This is a genomic window from Lysinibacillus sp. NPDC056220 (assembly GCF_049315265.1).
In the GTDB taxonomy this organism is placed as follows: Bacteria; Bacillota; Bacilli; order Bacillales_A; family Planococcaceae; genus Lysinibacillus; species Lysinibacillus pinottii.
Map to the genome: position 1 here is coordinate 53,786 of NZ_JBMOXD010000010.1, position 12,361 is coordinate 66,146.

Here is a 12,361-nt window from a genome sequence, read left to right on the forward strand (position 1 = left end):
ATGAGACAAGCCAGCTAAAGCGTTAGCTGGCTTTTACATGTATGAACGTTAACGTTCCCAATGTCGATGCTTTGCAAGGAGTTGAATAAAAGAAGGTAAGTTATTAGCAACCCCATTTTTATTGGCGAGATGCTGTGAAAACGATACATTTTTAGCAAGGCCAATTGTTTTAAAGTGCTGGTAGGCTTCTTCAATAAATTGCTCTGCTTTAGCTTGTTGATTCAAATCATGGAAGGAACCAGAAACGTAAATCCCATCATAAAGTACGGAAGAAGCAGTGGCAAATGTTTCATGAATCTCAAAGCCATTTAGTAACCCCTGTTTTGTACTAACTAATTCAACTACTATATTTTTGCTCAGCAGTGTAGCTATTAGCTCATTTAAGTTTTCTTCCGTATTTTCTGCTACAATCACCGCTACTTTAAAAGTTTTGACACTTTCTACTGCATTCAAGATTTGGCTAACAGCAGGGGAAGTTTGCATTATGTGCGGGACCTCTACTTGTACGGGAGGTACGATACCAATATTATCTGCAATAGCTGTAGCAAGGGAATGGCTGACATGAGCAAACATATCAACAACTTGTTTTCGAATGGCTTTGCTTTTTACTTTTCCCAGTTCGAAGCTAAAAGCATTGATGATATGTTCCTTTTCAATCTCTGTCATACTCAGCCAAAATAACCTAGCTTGTGTAAAGTGGTCTTTAAAACTTTCACTGCGGGCGCGTACCTTATGTCCCTCTACTTTTTCCTCATAATGTGTATAGCCACCTTCTTCCTCAGAGACAGGGGACGGTGTATTATCAGCTAAGGAATTTTTATGGTAGCTAACTTGCCCAACATTAATCGTTTGTCGACCATAGCCATCTCGTTGATTATTATGGAAGGGACAGATGGGTTTATTAATAGGGATCTCGTGAAAGTTTGGGCCACCTAATCTTATTAACTGTGTATCTGTATAGGAGAATAAGCGGCCTTGTAATAAAGGATCATTAGAGAAGTCAATGCCAGGTACAACATGTCCTACATGAAATGCAGCTTGTTCTGTTTCAGCAAAAAAGTTGTCCACATTTTTATTAAGCGTCATTTTGCCAAGGATACGGACAGGAACTTCTTCTTCAGGCCATATTTTCGTTGCATCTAAAATGTCAAAATTAAATTTGAATTCATCTTCGAGCGGAATAAGCTGCACGCCGAGTTCCCACTCTGGATAATCCCCTCGTTCAATGGATTCCCATAAGTCTCTGCGGTGGAAATCAGGATCTTTACCAGCTATGATTTGTGCCTCATCCCATACTAACGATTTAACACCTAGAACAGGCTTCCAATGAAACTTAACAAAATGGGACTTCCCTTCAGAATTGATGAAACGATAAGTATTCACACCGAAACCTTCCATCATTCGATAGCTTCGTGGAATTGATCTATCTGACATATGCCACATAACCATATGGGCAGATTCCTGATTGTTTGCAATAAAATCCCAAAATGTATCATGGGCACTTTGAGCTTGAGGAATTTCGTTATTTGGTTCGGGCTTTACTGCGTGTACGAAATCGGGGAATTTAATAGCGTCTTGTATAAAAAATATAGGAATGTTATTTCCGACCAAATCATAATTACCTTCCTGTGTATAAAATTTTGTAGCGAAGCCACGTGCATCGCGGACGGTATCAGCGGAGCCTCTTGAGCCTGCAACGGTCGAAAAACGAACAAAGACAGGTGTTTTCGTTCCTTTACCATTTAAAAATTGTGCTTTTGTAATGTCACTTGCACATTCATAGGTTTCAAAAATCCCGTGTGCAGCCGATCCACGTGCATGAACGACTCTTTCTGGAATACGTTCATGATCAAAATGCGTCATTTTTTCACGAAAATGAAAATCCTCTAGTAAAGTAGGACCTCGATTGCCAGCCTTTAAAGAATGTTCATCCTCAGCTATTTTTAGCCCTTGATTGGTTGTGAGTGGTTGATTTTTATCACTTACTCGGAATGCTTCTAATTGATGTTGTTTTTGATTGATATCTTTTTTCATTTATAGAATCCTCCTTTATAAGTTACAACTACCTTCTACCCGCAGAGGATGATCACAAACATTTTCAGCTCACAATTAAAATACGAAACAAAATGATTGCTGATTAAAAATGGATATGTTATTATTATCTCGAATTAAAGATAATTAAATTCGAAATAAGTGAGGGAGTCGTATGAAGGAAGACAATCGTAACTTAAAAGCATTTACGGTCTTGTTCCGAGCATATCAAACGATTCAGGAAGCAACAAAAAGGGATTTACTTCAATTTGACTTAAATCAAACCGAATTTTCAGTCCTTGAATTTCTGTATCATCGTGGCGAGCAGCCCATTCAAGTAATCGGCAAAAGAATATTAATTGCTAGCAGTAGTATTACGTATGTAATTGATAAGCTTGAACAAAAAGGCTATGTATATCGCAAATCTTGCCCTAGAGATCGACGTGTCACTTATGTATTGCTTACACATGAGGGACAAATTTTAATGGAAGAGATTTTCCCTAAGCATGAACAAAAAATAAATGAAATATTTGAAGTATTGGAGCCTCAGGAGCTGGATACAATGATTTTGTCCCTTAAAAAGGTTGGCAAAAATGCTAATGAACATTAAAAAAATTTAAATAAATATCTCGATTTCGAGATAATAGGAGGAGAATTTTATGAACCATTTAAAAGGTGTACACCACGTAACGGCTATTACAAGCAGTGCTGAAGAAAACTATAAATTCTTTACCTATGTATTAGGAATGCGTTTAGTGAAGAAAACAGTAAATCAGGATGACATTCAAACATATCATTTATTCTTTGCAGATGATAAAGGTAGTGCTGGTACAGATATGACGTTTTTTGATTTCCCTAACATTCAAAAAGGTGTACATGGTACGAACGAAATTTCAAAGACTTCCTTCCGTGTGCCAACAGATGCTTCCTTAGAATATTGGGAAAAGCGCTTTGATCGATTGCATGTAAAGCATACTGGTATTAAAGAGCAGTTTGGTAAAAAAACATTATCATTCGTGGATTTTGATGATCAGCAGTATCAGCTTATTTCTGATGAGCATGATACAGGAATTGCATCAGGTACGCCTTGGCAGGTCGGTCCTATTCCACTTAAATATGCTATTACAGGTTTAGGACCAGTATTTATTCGCGTAGCTAATTTCAATTACTTTAAAGATGTTTTAGAAAAAGTAATGCTGTTTACCGAGATTGGGGAGGAGGGTGACTTCCATCTATTTGAAGTAGGTGAGGGTGGAAATGGAGCCCAAGTGATTGTAGAACACAACACTGTGTTACCAGTAGCGCGCCAAGGTTTTGGTACTGTTCACCATGCAGCCTTCCGTGTAGAGGATCGTGCAGTATTAGATGAATGGACTGCGCGTTTTGAAAGCTTTGGTTTCCACACATCTGGCTATGTAAATCGTCATTTCTTTGAATCATTATATGCACGTGTAGCGCCACAAATTTTATTTGAGTTAGCAACAGATGGCCCAGGATTTATGGGGGATGAGCCGTACGAAACTTTAGGAGAAAAACTTTCATTACCACCATTCCTAGAACCAAAACGTACCCAAATTGAAGGCCTTGTTCGCCCTATAGATACTGTAAGAAGTTCCATTACGTTCGATAAAGAATATGAGTAATATTATTTTATTCAGTAGAGAATTTTTTCACTACTGAATGGTTACATATTGGATTGGGGGTTTAATGAATGGAATTTTCCAAATTAATTGATAAGCGTCGATCGGCGAACAATTTTTTAAAGGACGTAAAAATGACTGAGGAAGATATACGTCCAATTTTAGAGGATGTTAAACTTGCTCCGTCAGCTTTTAACTTACAGCATGCCAATTACATCGTTGTGTTAGATGAGACTATGAAGGAAAAAGTAAGAGAAGCTGCATATGGTCAATATAAAGTACATTCAGCTTCTGGGGTCATTCTTGTATTAGGTGATAAAAAAGCTTATAAAAACACGGCTGAACTAAGTCAGGGTATGGTGGACTTAGGGATTATCACAACATATGAGTTAGAAGAAATAGTTGCTGAGAATACTCACTTTTATGAAGATCGCGGCGATGCATTTATGAAAGAAGAAGCGATTCGAAATGCATCTTTGTCAGCAATGTTATTTATGCTAGCAGCGAAAAATCGCGGATGGGACACTTGTCCTATGATAGGCTTCGATAATCAAAAAATGCGTGAGCTTTTCAATGTGCCCGAAGAGCAAGAAATAGCTCTCATGATTACTATTGGGAAAGAAAAAGAAAGCAGTCGTCGTTTACGCGGTTATCGTAAGCCAGTCGAAGAATTTGCCACTTATTATTAAAGTGGTATAAAATTACAAAAGTTATATAAATACTATGAATAATATACATTTAGGAGGAAACATCGTGAAAGTAGTAGCCATCGTAGGGAGTATCCGTAAAGAATCTTATAATATGCAATTAGCTCAATTTATTGAAAAACGTTATGCCGAGAAATTGGATCTAGAAGTGTTAAGTCTGAAGGATTTACCGATGTACAACCAAGATATCGAAAATGAAGCACCACAAGCAGTACTTGATTTTAAAGCGAAAGTAAAGGCTGCAGATGCAGTGTTATGGATAACACCAGAATATAATGGAACTGTTCCAGGTGTGATGGTTAATGCAATTGACTGGTTATCTCGTGTAGATAAAGTAATGATTGGCAAGCCATCTATTATAATGGGTGCATCTATGGGGAATTTAGGTACTGTTAAAGCACAATTACATCTGCGTGATATATTATTCTCACCTGGTATTAATTCACCATTACTAAGTGGTAATGATGTTTATATCGGTGCTGTGCATACTAAATTTGATGAAGAAGGTAATTTGACGGATGAGGGTACAGTGAAATTCTTAGATGTAGTCATCGATAATTTCTTAAACTGGTCAAAAAAATACATTTAATTTAAAACCTAACCCATAAGTTTATAGTATACTTATGGGTCTTTTTCTGTTTGGATCGAGTTTTTTTCTGCATGAAATCTTCATATTTTGCCGATATACTAGTAAGAAACTCTAAAATGGTGGTTACAGATGAGAAAATTATCACTAAAGCTAGGCATCATCTTTTTCATTACATTATTTTGTATTGAAACATTTATGATGTTTTTTTTACACGCCTCATTGACTAATTCTAGAGTCGAAGAAGAATTAGCAAGTTTGCAAGCGAGAGGAAACTCACATCGCACAATATTAGAACAGAACTTTAATAACGAAACATTAGCACATGTCGTCCTGATGGAATCGGAAGAATCTACAGATGTAGTGGTGACAGATGCTGAGGGGATCATTTTAGCCTCCTCGCAACTACATCCTGAAATCAAAGAGCTGATAAAGAAAATAGATGAGACTATTCCATACGAGGGAAAGATTCTACAAGATAACTGGCGAGAGGTAAAAGCTATTGCTACTATTAGTCCAATGAAAAGTGAGCAGACAACGATTGGCTATGTCTTTATGTTTCAAAATACAGACTCAATCCATGCTTTAATGAAACGTTTAAATAAACATTTTCTTATTGTGGGCATCGTCTCTGGTTTAGTAACCATTGCTGTCATCATTGTGTTATCTAGAAAACTTGCGGAACCATTAATTCAGATGAAAGAGGCCACTTTGAAAATGAGTAAAGGGGATTTTACTGTCGCTCTTTCTACAAATGGCAAAGATGAACTTGGAGATTTATCGAATGCCATTCAGCTACTATCCAATGAGTTAAATCATTTAAGGCAGGAACGCGAAGAGTTTTTATCTAGTATTGCCCATGAGCTTCGTACACCGATAACCTTTATTAAAGGCTATACCGATATTCTTTATAAACGTGATTTATCAGCGCAGGATCGACAAAAATATTTAGCCATTATACGGGAAGAGACAAATAGACTTTCTCGTTTAATAAAGGATTTATTTGATCTAGCTAAAATGGATGAAAACTCCTTTATAATTGAAAAACAAAATCTAGATTTACAGGCTTTTTTTACTGGCATTAAGGGGAAATTAAGCCCTGCTTTTCAAGAAAAAGATATCCACTTTGAGGTATGCTGTGAAAACGGCTTAACGTTATGGGCAGATGAGGCAAGATTAGAGCAAATAATAATCAATCTATTAAATAACGCATTGACCTATTGCGGACAGGGAGATACTACCACGGTAAATGTTAAGAAGGTCAATGGTGTTTTAACGATTATTATTCGTGATACAGGAAGAGGGATTCCCAACAAAGATTTACCGTTTATTTTTGAGCGCTTTTACCGTGTAGAAAAATCTAGAAGTCGTGCTTTAGGTGGCTCTGGATTAGGTCTTGCAATTGTTAAGGAACTCGTACAGGCCCATGGGGGAGAAGTGACGGTTAAAAGTGAACTAAATAAAGGGACTGTTTTTGAATTATCGTTTAAAGGAGTAGGAGCGGATGAAAACCATTTTATGCATAGACGATGAACCAAGAATGTTAGATTTATTGACTCTTTATTTAGAGCCCGTGTTTCATTGTAGAGCCATGTCGTCCATTCATGATGCGCTCATATATCTAGAGGAAGAGCATGTTGATTTAGTTCTTTTGGATATTATGATGCCAGAGATGGATGGATTTCAAGTGTGCCAAGAAATCAGGAAGTTTTGGCATGTACCTATCATCATGCTTACGGCAAAAGGAGAGCACTCGGATATTGTAAAAGGATTAAACATTGGGGCAGATGATTATATATTAAAACCTTTCGATGAGGAAGAGCTATTAGCACGTATACATGCTGTATTAAGGAGAACCAAAGTAGAAAACAAAGTCGTTGTCTTTGAGGGGTTACGCTTAGATAAAGAATCCTTTGAATTATATTTTCAACAAGAAGCCATCCCATTAACACCAAAAGAATTTTCCATGATGTCCTTATTTCTAGATTATCAAAATAAAGTATTTTCAAGGGAACATCTTATTAATACAGTTTGGGGATATCATGTATCCATTGAGGATCGCACTATCGATTCCCATGTCCGAAATTTACGTGAAAAATTAAGAAAAAGCGGTTTTCCTGCTGATGATTATTTGCAAACTGTTTGGGGAATCGGCTATAAATGGCATAAGTTTGCGGATCGAAAGCCTTGAGAACATAAAAACTAGAAAACAACCTCTGCCAAATCTATTGGGAGAGGTTGTTCGGATTATTGCGCTGTTAACTCATCTTCTGTTACCCATTTATGATTTTTCACTGTTTCACCATTCGTCGTAGAAATATAATCAACCATATAAACAGTGGTTGGTACAGCTTCTTCAATTCGGACAGTCGCGTTTTTCATTCCTGCCATATGAGTAGCAGTCGTTTTTACCTCTGTGTCAGAGGATAGAGGCGCTTCTCCTACATCAATTAATTCCTCATGGATAATCCATTTATGATTCTCTACACGTTCGCCACCAGATGTTGGATTATAAGAAATAATATAGGCTGTAGTTTTATAGGCACCAACAATTGTCGCTTCAGCACCTTTCATCCCTTCCATATGCCCATCTTTAATCAAAGCGGTACTTCCTACCGGAAATGTTGGATCTTCAGCCTTTTTTAATGTAGCTGGTACTTCTGCTGAGCTAGAATGGTTCATCGTGGAGTGATCCATTTCTGTTTGTTGCTCCGACTCTGGAGTATTATTTGAAGTTGATGAAGGCTCCGTTTTATCTTCAGAACAAGCTGATAAAGTTAGTAAAACAACTGCTAATAATAGTCCACCTGACCACCTTCGTTTGAATGTCATATGAGATTCTCCTTTCTATTTGCCCTTACTGTAACAAACAAATATGCAGAAAGGATGAACATTAACGATTACAAAAAACTTCTTTAGTCCATTAACTTAAGAAGTGGGTGTAAGCGTTATTGAATGGGTAAGATTTTCAATGTTTTTTGCAGTCGGTACGCTAAAAAACCAGCGAAAATAGCTAAAATAATATCTTTTGGAAGTGGGGGGATCATCCAGAGCCAAGCTAATCTATAGGAAAAACCCTCTGGCGCACTGGCCCATAGTTTGTATGCAATAAACAGCCAGTTGGTACCTATTAAATAATTGAGAGCAGTTGCCAAAAATGCCGCTAGAATATAGCTTTTTCTCGTACCACTTCGTTCTACCATTAATCCAGCCATATACGCTGCTAAAATAAAGGTAATAATGAATCCAAATGTGGGGCTTAATAGTTGACTAAAGCCTCCACCAAAGCGAGCAAAGACAGGGGCTCCTGCTAATCCAATGCACATATAAACTGTGCAGGCAAGCGCTCCCTTTCTACTACCCAAAATAAGTCCTGCTAAAATGGCAAAAAGGGTTTGGAGAGTAATCGGTACTCCTCCCACTGTCATAAAGGGTACAAAGGAAGTTATATTGGCGCCGATCATCATAAGGGTAGAAAATAATCCAATATATGCCATATCTACAGTTCTTAATTTTTGATGACTTTGATTTGTTGCTGTTGTCATGATTTCACCTCTTATTTCAGAGTACTTACCGATAGTGTAAAAAACTAAGTTTTTTGTGTCAACTTAATTTTTGTTCATTGTTAACTCAAGTATGCTGGAAATTCCTTGTAGACTAAGTATCTATAAAAATGTATGATAGAATCGTCATAATTTTATAACTTCACATACTATTGGTGTGACATTTGAAACAATGTCGCTTAAAAGGGAAATCGGTGGAAGTCCGATGCTGTCCCGCAACTGTAACGAGGAGTCCTATCATGTTTATTTGCCACTATTAAAATGGGAAGGCTAATTATAGGATGATGAATCGAAGCCAGGAGACCTGCCAATAAGTAATACCTGTAATGCCCACGAGGATGCAAGCAATTACGGACAATAGCTGGATTTTCTGACTTTGTTTATTCGAGGGTATTTTTGTGCATATTTTGCATGAAATGCCCTTTTTTTATTGAGTGCTAACTGAAGTAAGAGGATCTGGCCAAAATCATGCGAAAGTATATTTAATTGCTTCATTCATCATCTTAGTAGGAGTTTAATGAATGAATAAAAAATTTATGTTATTTTCTTTAGTGCTTCTTTTAGTATTAATCGTATCCATGACATTTGCTGTGATGGTAGGATCTGTTTCTGTGACGCCATTATATGTATGGAAAGTAATTCTTTCAAAATTACCCTTTATACAACACACAATAGAGCAGGATTGGAGTCGCTCACAGGAAATTATTATATGGCAAATAAGAGTACCCCGTGTCATCCTTGCGGCTATTGTTGGAGCGGGTTTAGCCATTGCAGGGGCAGCAATTCAGGCACTTGTAAGAAATTCCATTGCAGACCCGTACATATTAGGAATTTCTTCAGGAGCAGCAGTTGGAGCAACTTCAGTAATTATTTTAGGTGCTTTTTCATTTTTAGGTATTTACGCACTTTCTGTATCAGCTTTTATAGGGTCTTTGCTTGCGATTGGGTTAGTGTTTTTCTTATCGCGCGTAGGTGGCAGGGTCTCGATTTTTCGCTTGCTATTGGCAGGAATGGCAGTTTCCTTTATATTAACAGCCATTTCTAATTTTATATTAATGATGTCAAAGCAAGAGGGTGCATTAAAGGCCGTTATGTTTTGGATGTTAGGAAGCTTAGCTGGAGCTAAATGGAGTAATATTATTATTCCAGCTTCCATCTTTTTCATAGTGTTTGCCCTTTTATGGCTATTTTATCGAAATTTAAATTTGCTATTACTTGGGGAAGAGGCTGCTGTAACATTAGGAGTCAATCTTCAACAATTTCGCATACAGCTCATATTACTTGTCTCTCTTTTAACGGGGGTACTTGTAGCAGTCAGTGGTTCTATCGGATTTGTGGGATTAATTATTCCGCATATAGTACGGTTAATTGTCGGTTCTAACTATAAATATGTAATACCGGTCAGTGCTTTATTAGGAGGGATATTCTTAGTCTGGGCAGATGCTTTAGCTCGCATTATAATTGCCCCACAGGAGATGCCAATCGGTATTATTACAGCTTTCTGTGGGGGACCATTTTTCATTTGGTTGCTCCGTCGTAACAATTATTCTTTCGGTGAAGGAGATTAAGTTCCATGACATTAGAAGCAAAACAAGTATCATTCTCCATTTACGATCAGCAAATACTTCACGAGGTAAGTGTAAAAATAAAGAAAAAGCAATTTGTCGGGTTAATCGGCCCTAATGGTAGTGGGAAGTCGACCTTGCTTAAAAATATGTATCGTCTCCTAAAGCCGGAAAGTGGGACAGTCTTGTTAAATGAACAAGATATTTTAAAGCAATCTAGTAAAGCCATTGCTAAAAATTTAGCCGTTGTGAGTCAAGAAACACCTGTATTATTTGACTTTACTGTTGACGATTTAGTCAGTATGGGAAGGACTCCACATAAAAAGCTTTTAGAGCTTGATCAGGAACAGGATTTTCAAATTGTTAAAAATGCTCTCAAGCAAACGGGTATATTGCATCTCGCGAAACGAAGCTTTAGCTCACTTTCCGGTGGGGAAAAGAAGCGTGTCATGGTGGCAAGAGCACTTGCTCAGCAAGCACACGTACTTATATTAGATGAACCAACAAATCATTTAGATATTCAACATCAACTTCAGTTGATGGACTTAATTCAAACCTTACATCTAACAGTAGTAGCCGCTTTGCATGACTTGAATATCGCCGCAATGTACTGTGATCAAATTTATGTTTTACAGCGTGGACGCATTGTTTGTCATGGTACACCAGAAGAAGTGCTTACACCATCATTACTGCAAGAAGTATTTGGAGTATTTGCAGATATTCAAACACATACACTGACGGGTAAACCGTATCTTACATATGTCCCTGAACAATTTGCAAGAAGGACCAACCCTATTTAGTAATCACAATTGTCTTGCCTCAATCATTTAACATCATCTAAATAAAAAGGGCGCCACTTCATTAAGAGGGCGCCCTTTGTAATCAAATATCAAGATACTGCTTTTAAACCTGCAACTCCAATGATAATTGCAACGATACTGATGATTCGTGCAAGGTTTTTAGATTCCCCAAAGAACATAATATTGACAAGCACGGCACCTACAGTTCCAATACCAACCCAAACAACATAGGCGATACTTAATTGTAAATAATTGAAGGAAGCATATAAAAGTGCAAAAGATAAACCAAAGCCTCCGATGTATAATAATAAATTTCGGACGGTTTTATGTTGACTATAAAAGCGTAAACCAATGACACCGACTATTTCCGCCACTGCTGCTAATATAACGAATACCCAGCCCATTATGCATCCACTCCTTTTGTCGTACTAGGATCTTTCGATGGATTATCCGCCAATTTTAGGCCAATAACGCCCAACACTAAAATAACCATAAATATCCCCTTAATCGCATTAAAGTCACCATTGAAAATAAAAATATCCATTAAGGTCGTTCCGATTGCACCTGCTCCAGCGAAAATTGCATAGACAGTACCAGTAGGAAGTTTTTCACAAGCCTTTGATAAGAAGTGAAAATCAATAGCGATAATAGATACAATAATGATCCAATGCCACCATGAATTTGCTACATTAAAACCGAATATCCAGAACAATTCAAATAAACTTGTTAGTCCTACATACATCCATTCTTTTTGCATAAATAAATTCCTTTCATAGTAAAATATTATGACTGACATTCAGTCATTTTTGAGGTAAAAGAGAACGCCACTTATGCGTGACGTAGGCCAAGTGCATGATATAAAAAGTCTAGAAGCTCAAGTTTAAGCAGTTGCATGGTTTCATCCTTACTATCGTCAAACAAATAAATTTGTTCGGCAGCAGATTCAATTAGCCCAATGATAAGCTTGGCTGAACGTGATGGGTTAATGGAATCTCGTATGACTCCTTGCTGTTGAGCCGTTAATAAGAAATTACTCATCCAATGATAGTAGGGTGAATAGATGTTTTCCCATTCTTTCAAATGCTCAGTTTGTGCAATACCCGCATAAATAAGTGCAACGATATCTCCATATTCTTTCGTAATTAAGAAAATCATTTCAACCACTTCTTCAAGCTGCTGTTCAAAGGGTTTATGATCTGAAACTCCTTCTTCGACAGTCGCTATAATGCGCTCTACCATATTTTTTGCAATAGCAGGCATAACTGAAAGGCGCGATGGGAAATAAAGATAAAATGTTCCTTGTGCAATACCAGCGGCCTTTACGATATCTGAAACCTTTGTTTTTTCAATACCTTTTTCTCGAAATACTTCAATGGCTGCTTGAATAATTTTTTCTTCCTTTGACATGATATCCCTCACTTTTGCCATCTTTATTAGTATGTTACAGGAGAGAAAAATGAATGTCAACG

At 37.2% G+C, this 12,361-nt stretch carries 14 protein-coding genes and 1 riboswitch; of the genes, 8 read left to right on the forward strand and 6 right to left on the reverse strand.

All coding sequences use genetic code 11. From position 1 onward, the window contains the following. Positions 1-48: 48 nt before the first annotated feature. A complete protein-coding gene (locus ACOZBY_RS20145) occupies positions 49-2,034 on the reverse strand; it encodes a catalase (RefSeq protein ID WP_031416335.1) in 1,986 nt (661 codons plus the stop codon). Positions 2,035-2,206: 172 nt separating this feature from the next. Between ACOZBY_RS20145 and ACOZBY_RS20150 the strand changes: the two genes are divergently transcribed. From ACOZBY_RS20150 to ACOZBY_RS20175, 6 genes are all read left to right on the forward strand, one after another. Further along, positions 2,207-2,641 (forward strand): MarR family winged helix-turn-helix transcriptional regulator, encoded by a 435-nt coding sequence (locus ACOZBY_RS20150; protein WP_012291956.1) that lies wholly within the window; start codon positions 2,207-2,209, stop codon positions 2,639-2,641. A 49-nt stretch (positions 2,642-2,690) separates the two neighbouring features. Then, on the forward strand, positions 2,691-3,674 hold the full coding sequence (locus tag ACOZBY_RS20155) for a ring-cleaving dioxygenase (protein WP_012291957.1): 984 nt from the start codon (positions 2,691-2,693) through the stop codon (positions 3,672-3,674). Positions 3,675-3,742: 68 nt separating this feature from the next. After that, positions 3,743-4,360: a nitroreductase family protein gene (locus tag ACOZBY_RS20160; RefSeq protein ID WP_012291958.1), complete on the forward strand. Its 618-nt coding sequence runs from the start codon at positions 3,743-3,745 to the stop codon at positions 4,358-4,360. A gap of 64 nt (positions 4,361-4,424) precedes the next feature. Then, a complete protein-coding gene (locus tag ACOZBY_RS20165) occupies positions 4,425-4,967 on the forward strand; it encodes an NADPH-dependent FMN reductase (RefSeq protein WP_036160389.1) in 543 nt (180 codons plus the stop codon). Between the two features lie 129 nt (positions 4,968-5,096). Beyond that, entirely contained in the window at positions 5,097-6,497 is a 1,401-nt protein-coding gene (locus tag ACOZBY_RS20170; RefSeq protein ID WP_031416337.1) for an ATP-binding protein, read from the forward strand. Beyond that, entirely contained in the window at positions 6,469-7,155 is a 687-nt protein-coding gene (locus ACOZBY_RS20175; RefSeq protein ID WP_036160392.1) for a response regulator transcription factor, read from the forward strand. Before ACOZBY_RS20170 ends, ACOZBY_RS20175 begins: the two co-directional genes overlap by 29 nt. A gap of 56 nt (positions 7,156-7,211) precedes the next feature. On the opposite strand, the gene ACOZBY_RS20180 is transcribed toward ACOZBY_RS20175, so the two are convergent. Both ACOZBY_RS20180 and ACOZBY_RS20185 read right to left on the reverse strand, forming a co-directional pair. Then, complete coding sequence (locus tag ACOZBY_RS20180; protein WP_012291962.1) at positions 7,212-7,796, reverse strand: YdhK family protein; 585 nt, start codon at positions 7,794-7,796, stop codon at positions 7,212-7,214. 116 nt (positions 7,797-7,912) lie between these two features. Further along, the gene (locus tag ACOZBY_RS20185) at positions 7,913-8,509 is read right to left on the reverse strand and encodes a biotin transporter BioY (RefSeq protein ID WP_031416340.1); all 597 of its coding nucleotides are present in this window, start codon (positions 8,507-8,509) and stop codon (positions 7,913-7,915) included. Positions 8,510-8,663: 154 nt separating this feature from the next. Further along, positions 8,664-8,853: riboswitch (cobalamin riboswitch) on the forward strand. A gap of 195 nt (positions 8,854-9,048) precedes the next feature. On the opposite strand from ACOZBY_RS20185, the gene ACOZBY_RS20190 reads away from it, so the two are divergent. Both ACOZBY_RS20190 and ACOZBY_RS20195 read left to right on the forward strand, forming a co-directional pair. Further along, positions 9,049-10,095: a FecCD family ABC transporter permease gene (locus ACOZBY_RS20190; RefSeq protein ID WP_031416342.1), complete on the forward strand. Its 1,047-nt coding sequence runs from the start codon at positions 9,049-9,051 to the stop codon at positions 10,093-10,095. Between the two features lie 5 nt (positions 10,096-10,100). Next, positions 10,101-10,892 (forward strand): ABC transporter ATP-binding protein, encoded by a 792-nt coding sequence (locus tag ACOZBY_RS20195; RefSeq protein ID WP_031416344.1) that lies wholly within the window; start codon positions 10,101-10,103, stop codon positions 10,890-10,892. Between the two features lie 89 nt (positions 10,893-10,981). On the opposite strand, the gene ACOZBY_RS20200 is transcribed toward ACOZBY_RS20195, so the two are convergent. From ACOZBY_RS20200 to ACOZBY_RS20210, 3 genes are all read right to left on the reverse strand, one after another. Then, positions 10,982-11,296, reverse strand: a complete 315-nt coding sequence (locus tag ACOZBY_RS20200; RefSeq protein ID WP_012291965.1) for a DMT family transporter — start codon at positions 11,294-11,296, stop codon at positions 10,982-10,984. Next, positions 11,296-11,649, reverse strand: coding sequence for a DMT family transporter (locus tag ACOZBY_RS20205; protein WP_012291966.1), 354 nt, complete (start codon positions 11,647-11,649; stop codon positions 11,296-11,298). The genes ACOZBY_RS20200 and ACOZBY_RS20205 overlap by 1 nt, the downstream gene beginning before the upstream one ends. 71 nt (positions 11,650-11,720) lie before the next feature. Further along, positions 11,721-12,302 carry a TetR family transcriptional regulator gene (locus ACOZBY_RS20210; RefSeq protein WP_031416345.1) on the reverse strand — a complete coding sequence of 194 codons (582 nt, stop codon included), beginning with the start codon at positions 12,300-12,302 and terminating at the stop codon, positions 11,721-11,723. Positions 12,303-12,361 lie beyond the last annotated feature (59 nt).